Source organism: Arthrobacter sp. FW306-05-C (assembly GCF_021801725.1).
In the GTDB taxonomy this organism is placed as follows: Bacteria; Actinomycetota; Actinomycetes; order Actinomycetales; family Micrococcaceae; genus Arthrobacter.
Genome location: NZ_CP084556.1, coordinates 3,056,381 through 3,082,042, shown reverse-complemented (window position 1 = coordinate 3,082,042; position 25,662 = coordinate 3,056,381). Strand labels below are relative to the sequence as shown.

Genomic DNA, 25,662 nt, shown 5'->3' with positions numbered 1-25,662 from the left:
TGGCGGTTGGTGTTAAGGAGCAGTCGTGGGCGCCACAGTGGGGGATACCTTGCCGGCGACATTGTTGAAGATACCCGTGAGGTTGTTACCCAACAGTGTGACGGCAACGATGATGACGACTGCGATGAGGGCGACCATGATGCCGTATTCGACGGCGGTTGCGCCCTTTTCGCTGTTGCGAAGGCGAATCATGAAGTTGGTGTAGAGAGAAAGCATTCTGTACTCCTGAGCGAGACGGATTGGCTGGCCCTGCACCAGCACTGAAACGAAATTAGCAAGCATATTTGGCCGCTTGACGGGATCTTGCAGCATCCTGCGCAAAGTCTTTACGCCATGGACACTTCCTGCGCTTTTGCTTGGCTTTTTCTGCGTCTATGCCGGGTTTTCTGACTTTGTCGGCGCGCAAAAGGACCCCCTCGGTTCTGGGTGCCGAGGGGGTCCGGTCTTTCGGGCGGGGGTGGATCAGCTGAAGGCTTGGATGATGTTGATAACTGCCGGGCCCAGGATGATGATGAAAATTACGGGAAAGATGAAGAGCAGGAGTGGAAACAGGACCAGAACTGGGAGTTTCATTGCTTTGTGCTCTGCTCGCTGCCGCCGCTTGACCCGCATGTCTCCGGCTTGGGCTTTCAAAACCTTTGCTATCGCAATGCCGTAAGTGTCAGCCTGTACAACTGCTCGAACGAAGTTCCGCAGATCCTGGACATTGCTGCGATCCGCCAGGGCGGTATACGAGTCTCGACGACTGCGGCCCACCTGCATGTCTTGAAGGGTTCGAATCAGTTCCTCGGCAAGGGGACCTTTTCCGTTGTGACCGGCCCTTGCCATTGCCGATTCAAAACCTAGCCCTGCCTCAACCGAAATCAACATTTGATCCAAGGTGTTCGGTAGTTCAAGCTGAATCTTTTTTTGCCTCTCGGAACCCCGACTGTAGATCAGCAAGTCGGGGACGAAGTACCCGAGCATGGTGGTGAAGACAGCCAGCAGTACCAACTGGGGTGTCGCCCCCCGGCTGAGGAAGAGCATCATGATGATGGCTGCTATCAGCGCGATGGCGGGCTTTGCTACCAAAAGGCGCGGGAGAGGCATAGCGGCGGGCCGGCCAGCCAATGCAAGCAGTCTGTCGAGCTTTGCTGCATAACCTTTGGGCGTGACGCGGGCCGCGAACCTCTCCAGATCCATGTTCTGGCTGGATACGGCGTTGGCGGGTACATCTATTCCCTTGCTCAGGTTGCCCTGGATCAGCACACGCGACCTGCGGTCTGTAACAATCAAGGACCACGCGAGGAAGGACACTGGAATTACTGTCAGGGCGATGATGCCCCAGGCTATTGGTTGCACTGTTCACCCCTCAAAATTTCAAATCGCTAATTTTGTGAACCCAGATTCCGCCGATCGTCATCATCACGGCAGCGATGCCCAGCAATATCCAGCCGACAGGATGTCCGGTCAGTGCCCCCATATATTTGGGGTTCGCCAGTCCGATCAGAATGAATAGCAGGACTGGAAGTGCCATGAGAATGATGGCGCTTAGTTTGCCTTCTGCGCTTAGGGCCTTGACGGTCCCCTTTATCTGAGTCCGTTCGCGGATAGTTTCGCCGACCTGATCAAACACCTCTGCAAGATCTCCACCGACTTCCCGATTGATTTCGATGGCCTGGGCCATCCAGCTAAAGTCCTCGCTCTTCATACGTACAGAAACTTCGTTGAGTGAATCCTGGAGATCTCGGCCAAGCCGTGTCTCATTGACAACACGGGAGAACTCCGTTGCGGTCGGTTCGCTGGCCTCCTGAGCGACTGCGTCAATCGCTCGTAGGACGCTGTGTCCCGCCCGGAGGCCGCCGGAGATCATGGTCAGGGTTTCGCCCAACTGGGCCTCAAAAGCGGCCCGCCTCCGCTGAATGAGTATCGACAAGCCGACTCTTGCCACCACTGGAATTGCCAAAGCCACCAGGAGGCCGAGCCCAACCCCCTGGAGAATCAGTCCAGCAAGGCCGCCGACCGCCGTGGCGGCTGCGACGAGAACCACGAAGTCCGCTTGGGGAAGAGAAATTCCCGCAAGACTGAGGAGGCTATTAGATCTGGGTGTGGTGCTTTTTCTTCCGGCCAGTAACCTTTCGGTGAGTTGCACGGCAGAAGAGGCAGCACGGCTTATCGCTGTCTGTTCTGTTGTACCGAGCGGCCGCCGCCTGCTTATCGGCAGAGAACCGCTCGCCGGTTTGAAGACGACGAGTACCGCAGTAGCGAGTGAGGTTCCCAGGAGGACCACGCCGGCAAGGAAAATCTCTTGACCATGCATGATTACCGCCTCGCCAGCTGTGCTGTGGTGCCGGAAAAGATGCCTGGCGACACCGAAATCCCAAGCTCGGCAAAGTGATCTATGAAACGAGGACGGATGCCAGTGGAAACCGGCTGGCCAAGGAACCTGCCATATCTGTCAACACCAGCGCTGTAGTCAAAGACGAAGGCGTCTTGGAGAGTGACAATTTCCCCTTCCATTCCCTGTACTTCGGTGATGTGTGTAACCCGGCGCGTGCCGTCCCGCAAGCGCGAAAGGTGCACGATGAGGTTAACCGCGGATGAGACTTGCTCGCGAATGGCCCGCAGGGGCAGGTCCATGCCGGCCATAAGAACCAGCGTCTCCAGCCGGGCGATCGCGTCCCGGGGGGAGTTTGCATGGACCGTCGATATGGAGCCATCGTGTCCTGTATTCATGGCCTGCAACATATCCAGGCTTTCCCCTCCTCGAACCTCGCCTACGACGATGCGGTCAGGGCGCATGCGAAGGGAGTTGCGGACCAGCTCACGGATCGTGACTGCCCCCTTGCCCTCAATGTTCGGGGGCCTGCTTTCCAGCCTGACCACGTGACTTTGCTGCAGCTGCAATTCAACGGCATCTTCAATGGTGACGATGCGATCGTCCGCCGGGATGAACGACGACAGCACGTTGAGGAGCGTCGTCTTGCCGGTGCCGGTGCCCCCGGAAACGATGATGTTGAGCTTTGCCCGAACGCAGGCATCGAGAAGCTCTGCCATTTGTGGCGTCAAAGTACCGAAATCGATTAGGTTCTGGACGGTTAGCGGAACTTTGCTGAACTTCCTGATAGTCAGCGAAGAACCGTTCACAGCCAACGGCGGGATGATGGCGTTGACACGGGATCCATCTTCCAACCGTGCGTCGACCAGGGGCGAAGACTCGTCGATACGTCGACCAACCTTTGCGACGATGCGCTCGATGACTTTGCGGAGGTGTTCCTCGCTGCTGAAGCGGCTGTCCGTTAAGAGCAGCTTGCCATCCCGCTCAACGTAGATCTGATCAAGCCTGTTGACCATAATCTCCGTGATGGAAGGATCATCCAGGAACCGCTGGAGAGGGCCGTAACCCAGAACGTCGTCTCCCACGTCCCGGATCAAACGGCGCCGTTCTTCCGGCGTAAGCGGTACCTGCTCTTCGTCGATCACGGTGCTAAGCTCATCGCGCGCAATCTTCCGAAGTTCCTCGTCGCTGAGCGAGGAATCAGTGAGCCGGCCCCCAAGCCGCTCAAACAGGGCCTTTCCCGCGCGTTGCTTGAGTCCGGCCAAGGCGTCCACGGGTGCCGCGCTGGCACCTGCTGTCTCCAGAGTAGGGGTAGTCGTTTCCTGCAATGGAGAAGTCTGGGCGGGGGCCGGACCACTGCGTGCCGCTTGAAGTCGTTCTGCCAGGCTCATGAGATCACCATCCGACGATGTACTTTTCTTTGGGGTTGTGCGCTTCGCTTCGGGTCGAAGCGTTCTATGAGTTTTCCGAAAGCTCGAGCTGCCGCGTCGCGAGAGGACTCCTGTAGAAGAGGAACCCCTTTGTTTGTGGAAAAGGGGACAGCGCGGGAACGCGGAATGACCGTGTCGACGGGAACACCTATGGTGGCCTCTACATCTTGGACAGTCAGTCCACTCCTGCGATCAGCAAAATTGAGTACCACGTGCCTTCCCTGTGGCATAAGCTGCAGCTCGCGCAGGATTGAGAAACTAGTGTGAAGCCCCCGGATGCTTGGTACGTCCATTCCACAAACCCAGACAGCATCGGTGGCTTGCTCCAAAGTTGCCAAGACGTGCTCGCCAAGTCCCGGGGTTGTATCCACGATCACGTACTGGAATTCAGCGGCCATCTGGCTAAGCAGGTGGCTAACCGCCTCTCCACTGATGTGGTCTGCTTCGCTGGGGCTACTGGGCGCACATAGTGCGTAGATTCCACTGGGATGTACTGTGAGGAAGGCCTTCAGGACCATCGAGTCCTGGAAAGCCGCACCACTGACAGCATCTTTTAGTGTGTGTTCGGGTTCCAAGAGGAGACCGCTTGCCACATCTCCAAATTGGACGTCCAAGTCGACGATGACCACGCCCATGGGAGCGATCTTGCCCAGGCCGATGGCCAGATTGGTGGCTACGGTTGTCTTGCCGACGCCGCCTTTCGGTGACATTACGGCAATGACGCGGCCGGGAGCACGTTCTGGTCCCGCTGCCGCTACCAGCCCCCGGCGCCTACCGGCAGAAGCAAGGCAGGCACGCTCGAGGAGAATTCGCAGTTGGTCTGCATCTGCGCTCGGGCTGACGATATCCCTGATGCCGGCGCGCATTGCGGTGATTACTTGCTCGGGTTCCGTGTCTTCGACGAGAACCAGGCTGATTTCCGGAAACTGAAGGTCGAACACGGTCGCGAGTTTTAGGGCATCGTCCTCTGGCAGGCCTGGGCCGAGGATCAATACTTCAGGCGGTTCGCCTGTGAGTCGGTCAAAGAGCTCCTGCGGACCGCCCAACAAAACTGAGGGTGGCAGCACCTGAACTGAACCGTGAAGCGCTCCGCGTACGGCCTGGGATACTTTGCGCTGGAAATCCTGTGATGCGGTGACGAGAACGAAGCGGCTCATTGCGAGACCTTTCCGAGGGTTATTACACCTGGGTTGCCGTCCTTGGAGTCGCTGTTCTCCTTCGACAGCCAGACCTTTCCGAACTCTGACGCGAACACGATTTGCGTGGCATCGATGTCTTCGCGGGCCAGCGTCACGTAAACGGAGCCCGACGGGAGGGCCGGCCCGTCAGATGACGAATTAGAGTCCTTCTTTGACGTTTCGGCAGGTGCCTGCTGCACGCTGGTTACCAACACTTTTTGGAACGCCAGTTTTGTAAACTCCTTGAATCCTTTTACGTCGTTTCCGACAGGCGCACTGGCTGCTGCTGCATCATCCAGCTTGTAAGAGGTATAGACCCCAACGGTGTCTCCGGCCTTGAGCTGCCCTCCCAGGATGCGTTGCGGTTCCAGCAGAAGGGTAAGCTCTTCCATGCCCTTGGGAACCGGTACTGTTCCAGGGGCCGCCAAGGCATTCGGGTCAACCAGCCGCGGTGCTAAAAGCTGCTCACCCGGCTCTAGGGCGACAGAGGTGACCTTGCCGGGAAAGTCTGAGAGCGACGTGACGACATCTTTGGGCACTGCCGCGCCGGGAAGAGATGTCAGCTTTACGGATTGGGCAAGATCCGCAACGGGTGTCCCTGCGGGAATTGCCTTTTGAACGACGAGTACTTCGACGGGATCTAGGCCTTGCTGTGCTCGGCTGTCGGCAGCCTGTGCGTAGTTGAACATCAGTACAGATCCGACAATTGCCAAGAGCAGTGCTGCCAGGCCCCCCAGCAGCCTTGTTTTCAAGAGATTCTCCTTATGTCTTATTTGGTGAGCTCTACGACGTTTCCGCCGTAGGTGGTAGGCCCGCCTACGTCGAACGCCTCATCCAGGGCGACGTAGCGCACGAACTTTCCGACGATGCCGAGGTCGCTGCTCTTCCAGCCACCCGCATCCTTGAATGCCTGAGCGGAAGCAGGCATGTAGTGGAATGGATCCTGATTGGCCAGGTCCCAGCCGGCAATATCGATGGCAGCAAAGGCTCGCAGGTGGAATTTGGAGCCAGTGCCCGTACCGCTTGTCTGATCGAAAACCGGCAGCAGCGCTACCACCTTCTGCCCTGCGACGAGCTTGTTCTTCCAGCCTTGAAGAATGTCGCTGCAGCCGGCCTCGGGATTGTTTCCGGTATTGCTTGATACCCACGGGGATGCCAGGTCAACTTTGACGGTGCAGGTGCCGCTCGTTACCAACCAGCCAAAGCCGCCTGGAATCTCAAGCCCAGAGGCGGTGCTGTGGCAGGTATCTTTCTTGCCAGCCCCCGTCCCGTGGGAGAGCAGGAATTGCATGGCACCGTCACCTGACGTGCTGAGGTCGACTTCGCATTCAGAGAAGGCAATCGGGAAGATGTCACCCGATTTGGCGCCTCCCCATCTCGCCTCGGCCACGGCGCTGATATTTGTCGTGTCGGTTCCGAAGATCCTGGCGAAGAATGTCGAGAAATGGACCCCGGAGGAGTCTTGGGCGTTCGTAGTAACCGTGACCTTTCCGGCTGGTTTGTCCACGACAGTCGACGCCACATTAGTGAGGTTGTCTTTGGCATTGGCATTGGCCAGGGTAGGCGAAAGTGACGAGCCAGTAACGCACGCGGGATCGGCTTCGTTTTTGGAGCATTTCTGCGCAACCGCCAGGGCTGCCGCATCCGCTCCGTTCTGCGTTACGGCCTTCTCCGCATACATCCCGCCAACATCGACGGCGATGGCACCAAAACTGAGGAGCATCACCATCATGAACGCCACCATTACGGCGGTGGCGCCGCGTTCATTTTCAGAACTACTGTTTAGCCCCCGCATGACATTGTTCCTTTGCCTGTCATGACAATGTTGCCTGTGAACCCGTCGAGGAAGCCCGTGACGGTAGTGAGTGTGTAGCTGGTTGTTGCGGTCACCTGCTTGCCGGCAGAACAGGCCGTTCCCCCGCCTGTCACAGAAAATGTGGTGCTCACTGAAGCAGGTGCCAACCTGCCGGCGGCGTTGCTGGCCGCGGTAGCGGCATCACTCGAGTTGTTGTGGATGGCCATGTACCGAGCCCCTTCGCGAGCTGCTTGGTTCAGCGACAGCTGTGCGTTGAAGGCCAAGGAGAACTCGATGATGCCAATCAAGATGAGTAGCAGCACCGGAAGTATGAGTGCGAACTCGACGGCAGCGGCGCCCTCTTCGTTCCTCTTGCCCATGTGTCAATCCTTCGTCCTGAAAGAACAATGGCGGCTCCCAGATGGCCTGGGAGCCGCCATCAATTCGGCGAGTTTTGTAGAGGCTTCTAGAGCCGGCCGGCGATGTCCGTCTGGAACAGCTGCTGCAGGTTGGTGCCGACGGCGGTGATGCCGACGATTGCAGCGATGACGATGAGGGCGACCATCAGACCGTATTCAACGGCAGTTGCGCCCTTTTCTTCGCCCAGCAGGCGATCCTTGACGCCGGCGATGAAAGCAGTCATTGAGACCATGAGAGAAGTCATTTTATTTTCCTTAATTCGGTGAAACGGATTATTGATTTCAACGAATTTCCAGCTGCCCCCATAATTCTTTAGCGGCTGGACTTCGCTAAGAAGAGATTGTCACTGGGGGTCGTGCGGCAACAATGCGTAGTGGTACTCGAATTTTCGGGGGAGGGCTAAAAGTACGTACTCGAAAAAGTGGGCCAGTACTCAGCCGGCGTTTGCAGGTACGCGGAGGACTACTTGGGTTGCTGCCTGGAAAGGCGGCGGCGCCGGAATGAAGTGCGGCGATGCAGACTAGGCAATGAAGAACGTGACGGCAGCAAGGGCGCCGAGCATCGAGGGGCCGTGGGCCACTTCAGTGGCGTTATTTCGGCCTTTTCTGCTGACTATAAGCACGGTGACGACGCCATTCAGGATGAACCCTAAGAGGCCGCCGTAGAGGAGGTGGCCCCAGCCTAGGTACCCCAGATAAAGACCGACAGGCGCGGCAAGCTTCACATCGCCCATTCCAATGCCGCCGGGCGAAATAAGTCCCAACATCAGGTAGCCGGCAAACAAGATGACGGCTCCCAGGGCTGCGCGAAGCACATCCTCAGATTGCTTACCAAATACTCCTGGCAATAAAAGAAGTAAAAGACCGCCGGCTAAAAGTGTCAGTACGAGGGGATTGGGCAGCAGATGGAGTGCTACATCTATCCGTGCCAGCTGCACGCCTAATACCGCTAGGAATAGGAAGGCCGGTAGGCCGAAAGAAATGCCAAAATGAAGGGCAAAGGCGGCGCACGCGACGCCGGTGAGTGCCGCCGTCGTAATTCTTGTCTGGAGGCGTGGCGCGTTACCGAGCCTCGGAATCACCTTGGCGATCAGGAACTCCGCGATGGGGGAGAGGGTGGCTCCCAGGAGTGCGGCGCCAAGAACTAGGAGCGCGGTGGTGGGGCTCAAGTTCTCCGCTGACAACACTGTTACCCCTACGTTGTTGATCCGACGTAGGCCCCAGCGGCCTCCGGCTACCTCATTTTGACCCTGAAGCACCTGACGCGCTAATCTTGGTAGTCGTTGTGCGTGTCCTATTCCGATGGTGCGTGCCCGCTTGAGAATCCGGTTGCAGGATAACTACTCAACGTGCACATTCGGAACTTCAGGATGACTGGTTACATGGAGCCCTCACCTCTGTTCCGGTAGCGCGCAGACAGTAGGTGCGCGAGCTAGCGACACCTAAACAAGAACGCCAGAACAAGAACGAGGCAAACACCGTGCGTACGTACACCCCGAAGCCCGGCGATATCAACCGCCAGTGGCACGTCATTGACGCCACCGACGTTGTCCTTGGTCGTCTTGCAAGCCAGACCGCAATCCTGCTGCGCGGCAAGCACAAGGCCACTTTCGCATCCCACATGGACATGGGCGACTTTGTCATCATCATCAACGCTGAAAAGGTAGCCCTGACCGGTGCCAAGCTGGAGCAGAAGCGGGCATACCGCCACTCCGGTTACCCGGGCGGCCTGACCTCCGTCAACTACGCGGAACTGCTGGAAACCAACCCGGTCCGCGCCGTTGAGAAGGCCATCAAGGGCATGCTCCCCAAGAACTCCCTTGCTGCCCAGCAGCTCGGCAAGCTGAAGGTGTACCGCGGTGCTGAGCACCCGCACGCCGCCCAGCAGCCCAAGACTTTCGAAATCACCCAGGTCGCCCAGTAGTCCTGGCCACCAAACAACTTATCTATACAAGGAGAATCGTGGCTCAGAACGAAGAGACCACCGAGGTCGTCGAGGCCGAGGAAAACCTGACCAGCTACACCTCTGAGAGCTCAGCTTCAGAAGCTGCTCCCAAGAAGGAGCGCCCGGCACTGACCGTTGCCGGCGCAGCTGTTGGCCGCCGTAAGGAAGCCGTTGCACGCGTTCGCGTTGTGCCCGGCACCGGCAAGTGGACCATCAACGGCCGCGAGCTGGCGAACTACTTCCCGAACAAGCTGCACCAGCAGGACGTCAACGAGCCCTTCAAGATCCTTGATCTCGAAGGCGCCTACGACGTCATCGCCCGCATCCACGGTGGCGGCATCTCCGGCCAGGCCGGCGCACTGCGCCTCGGCATCGCCCGTTCACTGAACGAGATCGACGTCGAGAACAACCGCCCCACCCTGAAGAAGGCCGGTTACCTGTCCCGCGACGCCCGTGTCATCGAGCGTAAGAAGGCCGGTCTCAAGAAGGCCCGTAAGGCCCAGCAGTACTCCAAGCGCTAAATCCGCTTGCACAGAAGCCCGTCCCGCCGTTTGGCGGGGCGGGCTTCTGCCGTTTAACCTGGGAGCCCGCAAAACCGCCGCTGGCCAGCCGTTTCAACCCGCTCCGCGCCCATCCTCTACACTTGACCGGTGTCTAGATTATTTGGAACAGATGGTGTCCGGGGGCTGGCCAACGGCCTGCTGACAGCAGAACTGGCCCTGCAGCTGGCCCAGGCGGCCGCCGTCGTGCTCGGCCATGACCGTGCTGCAAACGGAGCAAGGCCCCGCGCCGTGCTGGCCCGGGACCCGCGAGCCAGCGGCGAATTCATCGCCGCCGCCGTGGAAGCCGGCCTCTCCAGCTCAGGCATCGACGTCTACGATGCGGGTGTCCTGCCCACCCCCGCCGCTGCCTACCTGGTCGCAGACCTGGATGCCGACTTCGGCGTCATGATCTCCGCCTCCCACAACCCGGCGCCGGACAACGGCATCAAGTTCTTCGCCCGCGGCGGCCAGAAGCTGCCGGACGAGGTGGAGGACGCAATCGAAGCCCAGATGAGCAAGGAAGCCGTCCGCCCCACCGGCGCCGACGTGGGCCGCATCCAGCGCTTCTCCGACGCCGAGGACCGCTACATCGTCCACCTGCTCCGCACGCTGCCGCACCGCCTCGACGGCCTCACCGTGGTGCTCGACTGCGCCAACGGCGCCGCCAGCGGCTGCTCACCCCAGCTCTTCAAGGACGCCGGCGCGGATGTCATCGTCATCGGCGCGGACCCCGACGGCCTGAACATCAATGACGGCGTCGGCTCCACCCACCTCGGCCCGCTCAAGGAAGCCGTGGTCAAGTACGGCGCCAACCTGGGCATCGCCCACGACGGCGACGCGGACCGCTGCCTCGCCGTGGACCACGAAGGCAACGAGGTGGACGGCGACCAGATCATGGCGATCCTTGCCGTAGCGCTCAAGAAGTCCGGCAAGCTCAGGGACGACGTCCTGGTGGTTACCGTCATGAGCAACCTGGGCCTCAAGATCGCCCTCCGCGAGGCGGGCATCACCATCGTGGAAACCGCGGTGGGGGACCGGTACGTCCTTGAAGGCATGCGCGACGGCGGCTACAACCTGGGCGGCGAACAGTCCGGCCACGTCATCTTCTCCGACCACGCAACCACCGGCGACGGCCTCCTTACCGGTCTGCAGCTGGCCGCGCAGGTGGCCCTCACCGGAAAGCCGCTCAAGGAGCTGGCCACCGTGATGACCAAGCTCCCGCAGGTGCTTATTAACGTCAAGGGCGTGGACCGTAGCGGCGTGCGCAGCAACGAGGTCCTGGCCCAGGCCGTTGCGGCGGCGGAAGCTGCGCTCGGTGAAACCGGCCGCGTCCTGCTCCGCCCGTCCGGGACCGAGCCCGTGGTCCGCGTGATGGTGGAGGCCGCGGACGAAGAGACCGCGCAGTCCATCGCCGAGCACCTGGCCCAGGTGGTCCGGACAGAACTCGCGCTGGAACTGGCCTCCAACTAAACGCAGCAAAAAAGCGGCCCGCCTCCCACAGGGAGACGGGCCACTTTGGCGTTTAGTGTGCAGTTCAGACGGCGTGCTCCCTGAGGGAGTTGCGGATTTGGATTAGCTCCCTCCCCTGCTAGCCGTATCGGCAACACAAGCAGCATGGTCAGAACAGACCAGGCACAAACCGTGTGGTCCGCAGTTTGTATGCGGCGTATTCGGGCAAGTTATCCGCTAGTAACTGCTCCTCCTCGATTGCCCGGTACGCCTGAATGACTGCCAGTGCCACAAGGATTACTGTCTTCAACAACGTGGGACTTAAGCAAACTGCTCCGATCAGAGTCACCATCTCCCCGACATAAAGAGGGTTGCGAATCAGCCGATAGGGCCCGCTTTGCACCAGCGTTCTTACTTGGGGCTCTACCCCGAAGCTCTTGCCGAGGGTCATCAAGGACCAGACAGTAAAGACCATTCCCACGGTCATGAGCCCCACCGCAAACAAAGCTTGACCCTCAGATACTTCAGACCCACCCGCAAACGAGAACAGGAAAGGCAGGAAGCTCCCGACGTATGCTGCGACTGTGGGAGCAATCCGACCGCTCCGAGCACTTGCAGAATTCCTGGTTAGAAGGAAGAAGACCGCCATCAGATAGAAGACAGTCATCAGCACTTGGTAGGCGACGTGCAACGCGGTGACCAGGGCAGAAGTCGAAGCGACCTTTGAGCCCGAAAATAGCGCGGCGACGGCCGACAATAGCAAGAGCGCCATGATCGGGACAAGGATTACCCGTTCAATGTCAATTGACGTTGACTCCTCGCGAAGTTTCATCCAAAAAGCCTTCCAGAGAGTTGCAGACCTAAAATCTGCAGTCACAGTTCCGCGGGCTCCTCGTCGAGGTGGCGGTGCGATGAGCCTAATAGGACTCGGGAGCTTAGTGGGGTTCTTTCCCATAAATTGCCCCGATCCTGAGCAAACTCCGCAGTAACCAGGACGCTCGCGCTGGAGCTCGCCTCCAACTAGGCGCAGCAAAAGAGTGGCCCGCCTCCCAGGGGAGACGGGCCACTTTGCTGCAACAAGACTTACAGGGAACGTTCTTTCAGCGCATCCCGGATCTCGGTCAGCAGCGCCACCTGCGGATCCTCGGCGGCGTCCTTCTTCACGTCCTTATTGATCCCCAGCCGGCGGTTCCGGCGCTCGATCATGATGTTCATCGGCATCACCACCACAAAGTAGATGGCTGCAGCAATCAGCAGGAAGTTCACCACCGCAGTCAGCAGCACCCCGAACTCAATGGCGTTGCCGTTCAGCTCCACCCTCGCGAAGCTGTCGAAATTGGGCGCCCCTACCAGGCCGGAGACGAAGGGCATCAGCACCTTGTTCACCAGCGCCGTCACCACCGCACCGAACGCAGTACCCATGACCACGGCGACCGCAAGGTCAACCACATTGCCCTTCATGATGAAGTTTTTGAATCCATTAAGCATGGAATCCAACCTAACGCACGCCCTTACAGATACCCGGCCGCCGCTTCGAGGCCGAAGTATTCCTCGAGCGTGCCGACGCCGCGGTTCAGCATGTCCGTGGCCGCCTCCACTCCCACGTACCGCAGGTGCCACGGCTCGTAGTAATACCCGGTGATGGGGTGCAGCATCCACGGGTACCGCACCACGAACCCGAACCGGTGCCCGTTCGCCTTCGCCCAGGAAGCCGCAGGCTGGTCAGCGAAGCACGGCTCGAAGCTGCACGAGCCGCCACCGTCGCCGATGTCGAACGCCCACCCTGTCTGGTGCTCAGAGTGGCCGGGCCGCGCGCTGGCGGTGTCCGCGTCGGCCTGGCCCCGTGCCGCCACGTACCCGTTGTAGGTGGTCACCTGCGTGTTGTACGAGCGGTAGCCGCTGGCCAGGACCATCGCCACGCCGTCCCGCGCGGCCGCTGCGAACATCGCCTCGGCAGCCGCCGCCGTCGTGTTGTTCAGCAGGGCGGCTTCACCCACGGCGGAAATCGCGACGGCGGGCCGGACCAGGTCAGCCGGCACATAGTCCGCCGGCTTCAACGGCCGGTGCTTGTTCACGATTACCCACGGGCTGGCCGGGTCATCCAGCGAAAACTGCCGCGCCAAGGTGGCCGACGGCGACGGCGACGGCGACGGCGACGGTGTGGGGGACGGCACCTCGGGTGACTGGCCCACCGTGGCGGCGTCCGGCGTCGGGCCCGCCGACGCTGTGACGGCTGAAGGTGAGGGCGCGGCGGAGGAAGCAGTGGACGACGACGGCGCCACCGCCTTGGGTGCCTCGGGTGTGCAGGCTGCCAGGACAGTCAGCCCGGCCCCCGCTGCGAGGAAGCGGGAGAAGCTGCGCCGGCTGGGGGAGCCGCATTGGTAGCACACCTGTGCTAGACCTTCCGGAGCAGCATGCGCCGGATGGAGTGGTCCGCCTCTTTGGTCAGTACAAGCTGCGCGCGGCCCCGTGTGGGAAGCACGTTCTCCTCCAGGTTGGGCTCGTTGATCCGCTTCCAGATGTCGCGCGCGGTGCTTTCGGCTTCCTCGTCGGACAGGGTGGCATAGCGGTGGAAGTAGGACTCCGGCTGCGCGAACGCCGTGCTGCGCAGCTTCCGGAATCGGTCCACGTACCACTCCTCGATGTAGGAGGTCTTCGCGTCCACGTAGATGGAGAAGTCAAAGAAGTCGCTCAGGGCCAGGCCCTGGCGGCCGTCGTGCCGGGGCCGGGCCGGGGCCAGCACGTTGAGGCCCTCCACGATGAGGACGTCCGGGCGGCGAACCACCACTTCCTTGCCGGGCACGATGTCGTACGTGACGTGGGAGTACCAGGGTGCGCGCACTTCCTCGGCACCGCCCTTGATCTCGCTCACGAATCGCAGCAGCGCGCGGCGGTCGTACGACTCCGGGAAGCCCTTGCGGTCCAGCAATTGCCGGCGCTTGAGCTCGGCCAGAGGGTAGAGGAAGCCGTCGGTGGTGATCAGCTCCACGTTCGGGGTGCCGGGCCAGCGGCGCAGCATCTCCCGCAGCACGCGGGCAATGGTGGACTTGCCGACTGCCACGGAACCGGCCACGCCGATGACGAACGGGGTGCGCTGGGTCTGTTCACCCAGGAACGTGGTGGTGGCTGCGTGCAGCTGGCCTGCCGCCTCCACATACAGGTGCAGGAGCCGGGACAGCGGCAGGTAGACGTCCCTGACTTCGTTGATGTCCAGGGGATCGCCGAGCCCGCGAAGGCGCAGCACGTCCTCTTCATTAAGGGGCTGTTCCATCTGGGCGGCGAGGCGGGACCAGGTTTGCCGGTCCAGCTCCACGAACGGCGAGGCACCCTCCCCGTTCGCGTCGTTGCGTTGCGAAGTCACCTAAAGATTCTGCCCCGCGCCCGGCCCATCGCGAAATGACGCCCCTGCTCAGCGCGGCGTACAGAACGGACGCTTACTATCGGCAGCCTGCCGGTTTAGAGCAACAGGCACGCTGCCGATAGTCTTGAGCCTATGTGTGGAATCGTGGGGTATGTAGGCCGTTCGACTGACGGTGCAATTAATGGTCACAGTGCGTTGGACGTTGTCCTTGAGGGACTGCGCCGCCTGGAGTACCGCGGTTATGACTCTGCTGGTGTGGCTGTGGTGTCCCAGGGGAACATCGAGTCCCGTAAGAAGTCCGGGAAGCTGAGCAACCTGCTTGGTGAGCTGGAGGCCCGGCCGCTGCCGGAGACCCTGACCGGGATCGGGCACACCCGCTGGGCGACGCACGGCGGCCCGACGGACCGTAACGCGCACCCGCACCTGGCTGACGGCGGCAAGCTGGCCGTGATCCACAACGGCATCATCGAAAACTTCGCCGAGCTCAAGCTGGAGCTGCTGGAGAAGGGTGTGGAGTTCCTGTCCGAGACGGACACCGAGGTCGCTGCCGCGCTGCTGGCAGACATCCTTCGGAACCAGTTGGGCGGGGACCCGGCCAATGGTGGCCTGACCCGGGCGATGGAGCTGGCCTGCCAGCGCCTCGAGGGCGCCTTCACCCTTTTGGCCGTGCACGCGGACCAGCCCGACGTCGTCGTGGCCGCCCGCCGCAACTCGCCGCTGGTGGTGGGACTGGGCGAGGGGGAGAACTTCCTGGGCTCGGACGTGTCCGGGTTCATCGACTACACGCGCCGTGCGGTGGAGCTGGGCCAGGACCAGATCGTGACCATCACCGCCGACAGTGTGGTGATCACCGATTTCTTCGGTAACCCGGCCTCGGGCAAGGAATACCACGTGGACTGGGACCCGGCCTCGGCGGAGAAGGGCGGTTTCTCCTCGTTCATGGAGAAGGAAATCCACGACCAGCCCGATGCCGTGGCGCAGACCCTGCTGGGCCGGTCTGACCTGGAGGGCAAGCTGACCCTGGACGAGCTGCGGATCGATCCTGAACTGCTGAAGCAGGTCAACAAGATCATCGTGCTGGCCTGCGGCACCGCCGCCTATGCCGGCACGGTGGCCAAGTACGCCATCGAGAACTGGTGCCGGATCCCCACCGAGGTGGAGTTGGCGCACGAGTTCCGCTACCGGGACCCGATCCTGGACGAGAACACCCTGGTGGTGTCCATCTCCCAGTCCGGGGAGACCATGGACACCCTGATGGCCGTTCGGTACGCCCGCGAGCAGGGCGCCAAGACCATCTCGATCTGCAACACCAACGGCTCCACCATCCCCCGCGAGTCCGACGCCGTGCTGTACACGCACGCCGGCCCGGAAATCGCGGTGGCCTCCACCAAGGCGTTCCTGGCCCAGATCACCGCCGCGTACCTGCTGGGCCTGTACCTGGCACAGCTGCGCGGGAACATCTTCTCGGGCCAGATCAAGGACGTCCTGGCGGACCTGAACAAGATCCCCGCCAAGATCCAAACCATCCTGGACAACGCCGGACCCCTGCGCGAACTGGCCCGGTCCATGGCGAACGAGAAGTCCGTGCTGTTCCTGGGCCGGCACGTGGGCTACCCCGTGGCCCTGGAAGGTGCGCTGAAGCTCAAGGAGATCGCGTACATCCACGCCGAGGGCTTTGCCGCCGGTGAGCTTAAGCACGGCCCCATCGCCCTGATCGATGAAGGCCAGCCGGTGTTCGTGGTGGTCCCGTCCCCGCGCGGGCGCGAATCACTGCACGCCAAGGTGATCTCCAACATCCAGGAAGTCCGCGCCCGCGGCGCCCGGACGCTGGTCATCGCGGAGGAAGGCGACCAGGCCGTGAAGGCCTACGCCGAGCACGTCTTCTACGTTCCCGAAACCCCCACCCTGCTCATGCCCCTGCTGACCACCGTCCCGCTGCAGATCTTCGCCGCGGAACTCGCCGCAGCCAAGGGCTACGACGTGGACCAGCCCCGCAACCTCGCTAAGAGCGTCACCGTCGAATAAGTGGAATAACGCAGGACAGCTGAAGCCCCGGGCCCCACGGCCCGGGGTTTCTGTTTTGCCTAGCGGTTTTTGATGCTGCTTAGCCGGAACTGGATGATCCGTTCTGGGTCGTTCTCTGCCAACTTCAGCACCCGAACCTCAACGTCGTAGCCGTCCAACACTCCGGCTGCGTTGCATGCTGTGTACATTCCGGTGACATTCGCAGGAAGGGGAGACGTTTCACAGTCCCCGTTCACTTTCCCGTCCAGCCCCGCCGCCACGGTTAGTTGGCGGATATCGGCGGGCGCGGGCGGCTGCTGCGTCCTGTACTGGCGCCACATGCTGTCGCAGGGCACAGCGACAGGGACGCAGAAGACGCCGCCGCTGACGTTTTCACCATCCGGTTCCCACTCGGCCAACGGGTGACGCCTGTCGGCGAGGGACACCATTCGGGCCGTTCCCAATACGTACGACGCCTGAAACAGAAGAAGCGGAGCAGCGATGACGGCGAGTGCGATCAGGACTCCTTTAAGAATCCTTCGCCAAGGTCTTCTCCTCCGTGGCGGCTGGGAGCCTCTCGAGTTGTCCATAGGCCATTATCTCCAGCGAATAGAGAAATAAATCTGGGGCCGAGCGGGTGTGCGTAACTTTTGGCCCGCTCCGGCCACTGAAGGCCCCGGGATGTCAGGGTGCGCTCCGCGCGGCCAGCCCGAAAGTCATGTTTTTCCGCTGATGGCGGACAGCCGGGGCCAGCGGCGTGGACCGGCTCCCCGCAGAGGGGTGCGACCGTAGAATGAACCGCATGATCGTTGGCATCGGGGTAGACGTAGTAGACATCGAGCGGTTCGGCCGCCAGCTGGAACGGACGCCGGGTTTGAAGGACCGCCTGTTTGTACCTGCGGAACGGGAGCTGAACACCCGCTCCCTGGCTGCCCGGTTCGCCGCGAAGGAAGCCGTAGCAAAGGTGCTGGGCGCCCCTGCCGGCATGAACTGGCAGGACTGCTGGATCGGCCTCGACCAGAACGGCCCTACCGTCCAGGTGAAAGGGACGGTCCTGGCGGTAGCCGAGGCCAAGGGCGTCAAGCGCTGGCACCTGTCCATCAGCCACGACGGCGGCATCGCCACGGCCACGGTCCTGGCCGAGGGCTGAGCCGGGCGGCAGCCATGATCAGCGCCTATACCGGAACGCAGGTCCGCGAAGCGGAGGAACCCCTCCTGGCCGACGGGCTGGGGGACGTGCTCATGCAGCGCGCCGCGCACGGGCTGGCCAACGCCGTCGTGCATGAACTCAGGGACCGCGGCACCCGCCTGAACGGTGCCCGCGTTGTGGTGCTGGCGGGCAAAGGCAACAACGGCGGGGACGGCCTGTACGCCGCCGCTTTCCTCGCTGCCCGGGGGATGCGGACGACGGCGGTACTCACCGGGGATGCCGCCCACCCGGCCGGCCTCGGGGCGTTTGAGCGTGCCGGCGGCAGGGTGCACCGGCTCACCGAAGCGGCACTGCCGGGACTGGCCAACGAAGCCTCCGCGGCCGACGTCGTGATTGATGCCGTCCTGGGGACCGGCGCCCAGGGCGGGCTGCGGGGGAGTGCCGCGGACCTGGTAGAGGCCATCACGGACGCAGACCGCCACGGCCTTGTGGTGGCCTGCGACCTTCCCAGCGGAGTGGACGCCGATACCGGCGAGGCTGCCGGCCCGGTCCTGCCGGCTGATCTGACCGTGACGTTCGGCGGGGCAAAGTCAGGGTTGCTGGCCGATCCCGGCGCAGACTATGCCGGCCGCGTCCGGGTGGTACCGATTGGGATCGAGGAGCACCTGCCCCGTCCTGCCCTGCGCCGCCTCGAGGGCCCCGACCTGGCACGCCTCCTGCCGCACCCGGCCCGGCGCGCCCAGAAGTACTCCCGCGGCGTGCTGGGTGTGGTGGCCGGGTCCGAGGACTTCCCGGGCGCCGCAGTGCTTGCCTGTCGCGGTGCCCTGGCGGCAGGGGTGGGCATGGTCCGGTACCTGGGCCCGCCGTCGGTGGCCGACCTGGTCCGCCAATCCTGCCCCGAGGTTGTCTGCAGCACCGGGACCGTTGCCGAAAACCGGGTCCAGGCCTGGTTGGTGGGCTCCGGCATGGGGCCGCATGACCATGAACAGCTGACCCGCGCCCGGGACGCCATTGCGTCGGACCTTCCGGTCGTGGCCGACGCCGGCGCGCTGCCCGCACTGCCCGCAATCCTGGCCCCGCACGTGGTGCTGACACCGCACGCCGGTGAGCTCGCGTCGCTGTTCCAGCGCCTGGGCCGCGGGGAGGACCGGGAAGCGGTGGAAGCAGGGACGCTCGCCGCGGTCCGCCATGCGGCCGACCGCACTGGCGCCACCGTCCTGCTCAAGGGCGCCACGACTCTCGTCGCCGCCCCTTGGGGCGCTACTTACAGCCAGGCGGACGGGACGCCGTGGCTCGCCACTGCCGGCAGCGGGGACGTCCTGGCCGGCGTCATTGGTGCACTGCTGGCCCAGGCGGGGTCCGACGTCGGCCGCTTCCGCAAGCTGGGCGTCGAACCGGACGGGCGGTGGGCCGCCATCGCCGCACTTGGCGCTGCCCTGCACGGCCAGGCGGGGAGGGCGGCGTCGGAGGCTGTGTCCGGCGGGCCGATCACCGCAGGCCGCGTTGCGGATGCCCTACCCGAAATTTGGGGTAAAGTCAGCATGCTTAGTAAACATGAAGCTTGGAAACGTAATAGTCACAGCCAACCACTACGGTAGGCATTAGTTCGCACCAGCAGTAGGGGCGCCCTGATGTCCTCTGCTGCTGACCAATAAATGAGGAGCACGATGGAAGTCTGGCCTGGAAATGCCTACCCGCTGGGAGCTACCTTTGACGGCACCGGCACTAACTTTGCCCTGTTCAGCGAACGGGCCGAGCGGGTCGAACTCTGCCTCCTGGCCGATGACCTGACTGAAACCCGGATTGAGCTGACCGAAGTGGACGGCTACGTGTGGCACTGCTACCTGCCCCACATCCAGCCCGGCCAGAAGTACGGCTACCGCGTGCACGGGCCGTACGATCCCGAAAGCGGCAACCGCTTCAACCCCAACAAGCTGCTGATGGACCCCTATGCCAAGGCCATCCAGGGACAGATCGACTGGGATCCCGCGCTGTTCTCCTACGAGTTCGGCGACCCCGACTCCCGCAACGACGCCGATTCCGCGCCCCACACCATGCACGGCGTTGTCATCAACCCGTTCTTCGAGTGGGACGGCGACCGCCAGCTGAAGATTCCGTACCACCAGTCGGTCATCTATGAAGCCCACGTCAAGGGCCTCACCGAACTGCACCCGGAGATCCCCGAAGAGCAGCGCGGAACTTACGCAGGTGTTGCGCACCCGGCCGTGATCGAGCATATGAAGAAGCTCGGCGTCACCGCCATCGAGCTCATGCCTGTCCACCAGTTCGTCAACGACGGCACCCTGGTGGAGAAGGGCCTCAACAACTACTGGGGCTACAACACCATCGGCTTCTTCGCGCCGCAGAACACCTACAGCGCAACGGGCGACGTGGGACACCAGGTCCAGGAATTCAAAGCCATGGTCCGCGACCTGCACCGTGCCGGCATCGAAGTGATCCTCGACGTCGTCTACAACCACACAGCCGAGGGCAATCACTTGGGCCCCACGCTGTCCTTCAAGGGCATCGACAACCAGGCCTACTACCGCCTGGTGGACAACGACTGCAAGCACTACATGGACTACACCGGCACCGGCAACTCGCTGAACGTCCGCCACCCGCACTCCCTGCAGCTGCTCATGGATTCCCTGCGCTACTGGGTCACCGAAATGCACGTGGACGGCTTCCGCTTCGACCTCGCCTCCACGCTGGCCCGTGAGTTCTACGACGTGGACAAGCTCTCCACCTTCTTCGAACTCATTCAGCAGGATCCGGTAGTTTCCCAGGTCAAGCTGATCGCAGAGCCGTGGGACGTCGGTCCCGGCGGCTACCAGGTGGGCAACTTCCCGCCGCAGTGGACGGAATGGAACGGCAAGTTCCGCGACACCGTCCGCGACTTCTGGCGCGGCGAGCCCTCCACCTTGGGCGAGTTCGCATCCCGTCTGACCGGCTCCGCCGATCTCTACGAAAGCTCGGCCCGCCGCCCCGTGGCGTCGATCAACTTCGTCACCGCCCACGACGGCTTCACCATGCGGGACCTGGTGTCCTACAACGAGAAGCACAACGAGGCCAACGGCGAAGGCAACAACGACGGCGAATCGCACAACCGCTCCTGGAACTGCGGCGTGGAAGGCGACACGGATGATGAAACCGTTCTGTCCCTGCGCGCCCGTCAGCAGCGGAACTTCATTGGCACGCTGCTGCTCTCCCAGGGCGTCCCCATGCTGCTGCACGGCGACGAACTCGGCCGCACGCAGCAGGGCAACAACAACACCTACTGCCAGGACTCCGAGCTCAGCTGGATCCACTGGGAAGCCATGGACCAGCCCCTGGTGGAGTTCACCGCCTTCGTCAACAAGCTCCGCCACGACCACCCCACCTTCCGCCGTAGCCGCTTCTTCGACGGCCGCCCGGTCCGCCGTGGCGAGGGCGAAAAGCTGCCGGACATCGTCTGGCTGAAGACCGACGGTACCGAAATGCTGCCCGAGGACTGGGGGAGTGGCTTTGGCCGCACCATCGGCGTTTTCTACAACGGCGACGGCATCCAGGAAAAGGATTCCCGCGGCCGCAGGATCACCGATGACAGCTTCATCATGGCCTTCAACGCCCACGATGACGAAGTGGACTTCTGCCTTCCCGCTGAGGAGTACTCGCAGTACTGGGAGGTGCAGTTCGACACCGCCGCCCAGGCCGACGACTATGAACCCCTCAAGGCCGGTGCCACGCTGAAGCTGCAGGCCAAGTCGATGGTGGTGCTGCGCGCCTACTCGGGCCCGGAGGAAGAGGTCGACTACTCCGCAGCCGCCTCGCTTGCCTCGATGGCCGAGCAGGAGGAAGCACAGGAGGAAATGGTGGAAGCCCAGACCAAAGCCGCGGAAGCAAGCGAAGCAAGGGCAGCGGGCGCCGACGAGGAAGCCAAGGCATGAGGACCCCGGTCTCCACTTACCGCTTCCAGATTCGCAGCAGCTTCACCCTGTTCGACGCCGCCGACAAGGTCCCATACCTGAAGGACCTCGGCGTCGACTGGGTGTACCTGTCGCCCATCCTCACCGCGGAAAAGGGCTCCGACCACGGCTACGACGTGACCGATCCTTCCGCAGTGGACCCGGACCGCGGCGGCCCGGAAGGCCTGCTGGCCCTGTCCAAGGCCGCCCGCGAACACGGCATGGGCGTCCTGGTGGACATCGTTCCCAACCACGTGGGCGTGGCCACTCCCGTGCAGAACCCGTGGTGGTGGTCCCTGCTCAAGGAGGGCCGCGAGTCGCCCTACGCCGAAGCGTTCGACGTCGACTGGGACCTGGGCGGCGGAAAGGTCCGGCTCCCCATGCTGGGCTCGGACGACGACCTGGACAAGCTGGAGGTCAAGGACGGCGAGCTCCGCTACTACGACCACCGGTTCCCGCTGGCCGAGGGCACGTACAGCGAAGGTGACTCCCCGCAGGACGTGCACAGCCGCCAGCACTACCAGCTGATGGACTGGCGCCGCGCCGACGCCGAGCTGAACTACCGCCGCTTCTTCGCGGTCACCACGCTGGCCGGCATCCGGGTGGAGGTTCCCTCCGTCTTCGAAAAGGCGCATGCCGAGGTGGGCCGCTGGTTCACCGAGGGCCTGGTGGACGGGCTCCGTGTGGACCACCCGGACGGCCTTGCCGATCCCGCCGGCTACCTCCGCTGGCTCAAGGACCTCAGCGGGGGCGCGTACGTCCTAGTGGAAAAGATCCTGGAGCGGGGCGAGGAGTTGCCGCAGGACTTTGCCTGCGAAGGGACCACCGGATACGACGCGCTGGCTGACGTGGACCGGGTCTTCGTTGACCCGGCCGGGCAGCCAGGGCTGGATGCGCTGGACGCTTCCCTCCGGGGTACCTCCGAACCAGCCGACTACGCCGAGATGATCCGCGGCACCAAGCGCATGATCGCCGACGGCATCCTGCGCTCCGAGGTGCTGCGGCTGGCGCGGCTGGTTCCCGAGTCCCACGGGCTCAGCGTGGACCAGGCAGCGGATGCCATCGCGGAGATTATTGCGTCCTTCCCGGTGTACCGGTCCTACCTGCCCGTGGGCGCCGATGTCCTCAAGGAGGCGTGCGAATCAGCCGCCGCGCACCGGCCGGACCTGGAAGTGGCAGTGGGGACCCTTCTCCCGCTGCTGCTGGATCCCGCCAACGCCATCGCCATCCGGTTCCAGCAGACCTCCGGCATGGTCATGGCCAAGGGCGTGGAGGACACCGCGTTCTACCGCTACACCCGGCTGGGCACGCTGACCGAAGTGGGTGCTGAACCCACCGAGTTCGCCGTGTCTCCGGAGGAATTCCACCAGCGGATGCAGCGCCGCCAGCAGGAGCTGCCGCTGTCCATGACCACGCTGTCCACGCACGACACCAAACGCAGCGAGGACGCCAGGGCCCGGATCTCGGTTATCGCCGAGCTGCCGGAGGAGTGGGCCGAAACGCTGGCGGAGCTTCGTAAGCTGGCGCCGATCCCGGACGGACCGTACGAGAACCTGCTGTGGCAGGCGATGGTCGGCGCGTGGCCGGCAAGCCGGGAACGGCTGCAGGGCTACGCGGAAAAGGCCGCACGCGAGGCCGGCAACTCCACCAAGTGGACCGACCCCAACGAGGAGTTTGAATCCAAGGTGAAGGCCGCCGTCGATGCAGTCTTCGACGACGCCAAGGTCGCCAAGGTGGTCACGGACTTCGTGGCCCGGATCGACGCCTTCTCCGCGGCCAACTCGGTCTCCGCCAAGCTGGTCCAGCTGACCATGCCCGGCGTGCCCGACGTCTACCAGGGCAGCGAGTTCTGGGAACGTTCGCTTACGGACCCGGACAACCGCCGGCCCGTGGACTTTGGTGCCCGGCAGGAGGAGCTGGCAAAGCTCGACGCCGGCGAGTTGCCGGACGCAGGCACCGAGGCCAGCAAGCTTCTGGTCACCTCACGGGCACTGCGCCTGCGCCGGGACCGTCCTGAGCTGTTCCAGGGATATGTGCCGGTGGGCGCCACCGGCGCAGCGGCCGGGCACCTGCTCGCGTTCAGCCGCGGAACGGACGCCTCCTCCGGTGCCCTCACGCTGGCCACCCGGCTCCCCGCCGGACTGGAAGCCAGCGGCGGGTGGCGGGACACCGCCGTCGACCTTTCCACTGCCATGCGCGACGAACTCACGGGAGCCAGCTACGGACCCGGCCAGGTTTCGGTCGCGGAGGTCCTGGGTACCTATCCCGTGGCCCTGCTGGCACCTGTGGATGGAGAAAAAGCATGACCCTGGTCAACGTTGGACCCGAACGCTTCGATGTGTGGGCGCCGGACGTTTCGTCGGTGGTACTGGTGGCTGACGGCCGGCAGTACCCCATGCAGCAGAAGGAAACGGCGCCCGGCTCCGAAGGATGGTGGACGGCGCCCGACGCCCCGGCGGACGGGGACGTGGACTACGGCTACCTGCTGGACGGGGACACCACCCCTGTTCCGGATCCGCGGTCCCGGCGGCTGCCCGCCGGCGTCCACGAGCACTCCCGCACCTACGATCCCGCCGTCTACGCCTGGCAGGATTCCGGCTGGCGCGGCAAGGACCTGCAGGGAGCCGTCATCTACGAACTCCACGTGGGCACCTTCACGTCCGAAGGAACCCTCGATGCCGCGGTGGAGAAGCTGGGCTACCTGGTGGACCTGGGCATCGACTTCATCGAACTGCTGCCGGTCAACGGTTTCAACGGGACTCACAACTGGGGTTACGACGGCGTCCAGTGGTACACCGTGCACGAAGGCTACGGCGGGCCTGCTGCGTACCAGCGGTTCGTCGACGCCGCCCACGGGGCAGGTCTCGGCGTCATCCAGGACGTGGTGTACAACCACCTGGGGCCCAGCGGCAACTACCTCCCCACGTTCGGCCCGTACCTGAAGCAGGGCGACGCCAACACCTGGGGTGACTCGGTGAACCTGGACGGACCCGGCTCCGACGTGGTGCGCGAATACATCCTGGACAACGCGGCCCTGTGGCTGCGCGATTACCACGTGGACGGGCTCCGTCTCGATGCCGTGCACGCGCTGCGCGATGAGCGTGCCGTGCACATCCTCGAGGACCTGGGGGCCCTGGGCGATGCCATCTCCGCTGAGACCGGACTGCCCAAGACCCTCATCGCGGAATCCGACCTGAACAACCCGCGCCTGATCTACCCCCGCGACGTGAACGGATACGGACTGGCCGGGCAGTGGAGCGACGACTTTCACCACGCGGTGCACGTCAGCGTCAGCGGCGAAACCACGGGTTACTACTCCGATTTCGAGTCCCTGGCCGTGCTTGCCAAGGTGCTGAAGGACGGCTTCCTGCACGACGGCAGCTACTCCAGCTTCCGCGGCCGCCACCACGGCCGGCCCATCAACGCCTCGCTGGTGCACCCGGCGGCGCTGGTGGTCTGCAACCAGAACCACGACCAGATCGGCAACCGGGCCACGGGAGACAGGCTTTCGCAGTCCCTGTCCTACGGGCAGCTTGCCGTAGCCGCGGTGCTCACGCTGACCTCACCGTTCTCGCCCATGCTGTTCATGGGCGAGGAATACGGGGCCACCACGCCGTGGCAGTTCTTCACCTCGCACCCCGAACCGGAGCTCGGAAAGGCCACCGCGGAAGGGCGCATCAAGGAATTCGAGCGCATGGGGTGGGATCCCGCCGTCGTGCCTGACCCGCAGGACCCGGAAACCTTCCGCAGGTCCAAGCTGGACTGGTCCGAAGCTTCCACGGGTGACCATGCGCGGCTGCTGGAGCTGTACCGGTCGCTGACGGTGCTGCGCCGCCAGCATCCGGACCTGGCGGGCCTTGGCTTCGGTGAGACAGAGGTTTCGTTCGACGACGACGCCGGCTGGCTGCGCTTCCGGCGCGGTTCCGTCGAGGTGCTGGTGAACCTGTCGGACGCCAAGGTCCGGCTGGACGATGCGGCCGGCGACCTCCTCCTGGCCACCGATGAGGGCAACGCGCTGGACGGCGGCTCCCTTGCCCTGGCGCCATGGAGCGCCGCGATCCTCAAGTCCTGAATCAGGAGTTTCGCCGGGGGCATGCGTCCCCGGCGAAACTTTTCTTCTTAGCGCTA

The 25,662-nt window shown here is 63.2% G+C and carries 24 protein-coding genes; 9 read left to right on the top strand and 15 right to left on the bottom strand.

All coding sequences use genetic code 11. The features are described 5' to 3' along the window. Positions 1 to 12: 12 nt before the first annotated feature. The 10 genes from LFT44_RS14220 to LFT44_RS14175 form a co-directional block, all read right to left on the bottom strand. Positions 13 to 216, bottom strand: a complete 204-nt coding sequence (locus tag LFT44_RS14220) for a Flp family type IVb pilin (protein ID WP_236799086.1) — start codon at positions 214 to 216, stop codon at positions 13 to 15. A 246-nt stretch (positions 217 to 462) separates the two neighbouring features. Continuing rightward, positions 463 to 1,341: a type II secretion system F family protein gene (locus LFT44_RS14215; RefSeq protein ID WP_236799085.1), complete on the bottom strand. Its 879-nt coding sequence runs from the start codon at positions 1,339 to 1,341 to the stop codon at positions 463 to 465. A 10-nt stretch (positions 1,342 to 1,351) separates the two neighbouring features. Beyond that, the gene (locus LFT44_RS14210) at positions 1,352 to 2,299 is read right to left on the bottom strand and encodes a type II secretion system F family protein (protein ID WP_236799084.1); all 948 of its coding nucleotides are present in this window, start codon (positions 2,297 to 2,299) and stop codon (positions 1,352 to 1,354) included. A 2-nt stretch (positions 2,300 to 2,301) separates the two neighbouring features. Next, complete coding sequence (locus LFT44_RS14205) at positions 2,302 to 3,708, bottom strand: CpaF family protein (protein WP_236799083.1); 1,407 nt, start codon at positions 3,706 to 3,708, stop codon at positions 2,302 to 2,304. Next, on the bottom strand, positions 3,705 to 4,904 hold the full coding sequence (locus LFT44_RS14200; RefSeq protein ID WP_236799082.1) for an AAA family ATPase: 1,200 nt from the start codon (positions 4,902 to 4,904) through the stop codon (positions 3,705 to 3,707). The genes LFT44_RS14205 and LFT44_RS14200 overlap by 4 nt, the downstream gene beginning before the upstream one ends. Continuing rightward, positions 4,901 to 5,677, bottom strand: a complete 777-nt coding sequence (gene cpaB, locus LFT44_RS14195; RefSeq protein WP_236799081.1) for a Flp pilus assembly protein CpaB — start codon at positions 5,675 to 5,677, stop codon at positions 4,901 to 4,903. Before cpaB ends, LFT44_RS14200 begins: the two co-directional genes overlap by 4 nt. A 17-nt stretch (positions 5,678 to 5,694) precedes the next feature. Beyond that, the gene (locus LFT44_RS14190) at positions 5,695 to 6,720 is read right to left on the bottom strand and encodes a pilus assembly protein TadG-related protein (protein WP_236799080.1); all 1,026 of its coding nucleotides are present in this window, start codon (positions 6,718 to 6,720) and stop codon (positions 5,695 to 5,697) included. Then, positions 6,708 to 7,100 carry a TadE/TadG family type IV pilus assembly protein gene (locus LFT44_RS14185; RefSeq protein WP_236799079.1) on the bottom strand — a complete coding sequence of 131 codons (393 nt, stop codon included), beginning with the start codon at positions 7,098 to 7,100 and terminating at the stop codon, positions 6,708 to 6,710. The genes LFT44_RS14190 and LFT44_RS14185 overlap by 13 nt, the downstream gene beginning before the upstream one ends. A gap of 86 nt (positions 7,101 to 7,186) precedes the next feature. Continuing rightward, a complete protein-coding gene (locus tag LFT44_RS14180; protein WP_236799078.1) occupies positions 7,187 to 7,384 on the bottom strand; it encodes a Flp family type IVb pilin in 198 nt (65 codons plus the stop codon). Between the two features lie 276 nt (positions 7,385 to 7,660). Further along, positions 7,661 to 8,308 (bottom strand): prepilin peptidase, encoded by a 648-nt coding sequence (locus LFT44_RS14175; protein ID WP_236799077.1) that lies wholly within the window; start codon positions 8,306 to 8,308, stop codon positions 7,661 to 7,663. 311 nt (positions 8,309 to 8,619) lie between these two features. Here LFT44_RS14175 and rplM point away from each other — a divergent pair, with 311 nt between their 5' ends. The 3 genes from rplM to glmM all read left to right on the top strand — a co-directional run bounded on the left by rplM (position 8,620) and on the right by glmM (position 11,096). Continuing rightward, complete coding sequence (rplM, locus tag LFT44_RS14170; RefSeq protein WP_043454696.1) at positions 8,620 to 9,063, top strand: 50S ribosomal protein L13; 444 nt, start codon at positions 8,620 to 8,622, stop codon at positions 9,061 to 9,063. A gap of 38 nt (positions 9,064 to 9,101) precedes the next feature. Then, entirely contained in the window at positions 9,102 to 9,605 is a 504-nt protein-coding gene (gene rpsI / locus LFT44_RS14165; RefSeq protein WP_236799076.1) for a 30S ribosomal protein S9, read from the top strand. Between the two features lie 129 nt (positions 9,606 to 9,734). Further along, a complete protein-coding gene (gene glmM, locus LFT44_RS14160; protein ID WP_236799075.1) occupies positions 9,735 to 11,096 on the top strand; it encodes a phosphoglucosamine mutase in 1,362 nt (453 codons plus the stop codon). Between the two features lie 148 nt (positions 11,097 to 11,244). Here glmM and LFT44_RS14155 read toward each other — a convergent pair whose 3' ends face one another. From LFT44_RS14155 to coaA, 4 genes are all read right to left on the bottom strand, one after another. Continuing rightward, complete coding sequence (locus LFT44_RS14155) at positions 11,245 to 11,907, bottom strand: methyltransferase family protein (protein ID WP_236799074.1); 663 nt, start codon at positions 11,905 to 11,907, stop codon at positions 11,245 to 11,247. A 251-nt stretch (positions 11,908 to 12,158) separates the two neighbouring features. Continuing rightward, positions 12,159 to 12,563, bottom strand: a complete 405-nt coding sequence (gene mscL, locus LFT44_RS14150; RefSeq protein ID WP_236799073.1) for a large conductance mechanosensitive channel protein MscL — start codon at positions 12,561 to 12,563, stop codon at positions 12,159 to 12,161. Positions 12,564 to 12,586: 23 nt separating this feature from the next. Beyond that, complete coding sequence (locus tag LFT44_RS14145) at positions 12,587 to 13,465, bottom strand: M15 family metallopeptidase (protein WP_236799072.1); 879 nt, start codon at positions 13,463 to 13,465, stop codon at positions 12,587 to 12,589. A gap of 5 nt (positions 13,466 to 13,470) precedes the next feature. Next, positions 13,471 to 14,436 (bottom strand): type I pantothenate kinase, encoded by a 966-nt coding sequence (coaA, locus tag LFT44_RS14140; RefSeq protein WP_236799071.1) that lies wholly within the window; start codon positions 14,434 to 14,436, stop codon positions 13,471 to 13,473. 132 nt (positions 14,437 to 14,568) lie between these two features. Between coaA and glmS the strand changes: the two genes are divergently transcribed. Beyond that, the gene (gene glmS / locus LFT44_RS14135) at positions 14,569 to 16,461 is read left to right on the top strand and encodes a glutamine--fructose-6-phosphate transaminase (isomerizing) (protein WP_236799070.1); all 1,893 of its coding nucleotides are present in this window, start codon (positions 14,569 to 14,571) and stop codon (positions 16,459 to 16,461) included. Positions 16,462 to 16,520: 59 nt separating this feature from the next. Here glmS and LFT44_RS14130 read toward each other — a convergent pair whose 3' ends face one another. Further along, positions 16,521 to 16,889: a hypothetical protein gene (locus LFT44_RS14130; protein ID WP_236799069.1), complete on the bottom strand. Its 369-nt coding sequence runs from the start codon at positions 16,887 to 16,889 to the stop codon at positions 16,521 to 16,523. Positions 16,890 to 17,242: 353 nt separating this feature from the next. Between LFT44_RS14130 and LFT44_RS14125 the strand changes: the two genes are divergently transcribed. From LFT44_RS14125 to treZ, 5 genes are all read left to right on the top strand, one after another. Next, positions 17,243 to 17,590 carry a holo-ACP synthase gene (locus tag LFT44_RS14125; RefSeq protein WP_236799068.1) on the top strand — a complete coding sequence of 116 codons (348 nt, stop codon included), beginning with the start codon at positions 17,243 to 17,245 and terminating at the stop codon, positions 17,588 to 17,590. A 14-nt stretch (positions 17,591 to 17,604) separates the two neighbouring features. Then, a complete protein-coding gene (locus tag LFT44_RS14120; protein WP_236799067.1) occupies positions 17,605 to 19,188 on the top strand; it encodes an NAD(P)H-hydrate epimerase in 1,584 nt (527 codons plus the stop codon). Positions 19,189 to 19,257: 69 nt separating this feature from the next. Continuing rightward, positions 19,258 to 21,516 carry a glycogen debranching protein GlgX gene (glgX, locus tag LFT44_RS14115; protein ID WP_236799066.1) on the top strand — a complete coding sequence of 753 codons (2,259 nt, stop codon included), beginning with the start codon at positions 19,258 to 19,260 and terminating at the stop codon, positions 21,514 to 21,516. Next, positions 21,513 to 23,840 carry a malto-oligosyltrehalose synthase gene (gene treY, locus LFT44_RS14110; protein WP_236799065.1) on the top strand — a complete coding sequence of 776 codons (2,328 nt, stop codon included), beginning with the start codon at positions 21,513 to 21,515 and terminating at the stop codon, positions 23,838 to 23,840. Before glgX ends, treY begins: the two co-directional genes overlap by 4 nt. Beyond that, positions 23,837 to 25,606, top strand: coding sequence for a malto-oligosyltrehalose trehalohydrolase (gene treZ, locus LFT44_RS14105; RefSeq protein ID WP_236799064.1), 1,770 nt, complete (start codon positions 23,837 to 23,839; stop codon positions 25,604 to 25,606). Before treY ends, treZ begins: the two co-directional genes overlap by 4 nt. Positions 25,607 to 25,662: the final 56 nt, after the last annotated feature.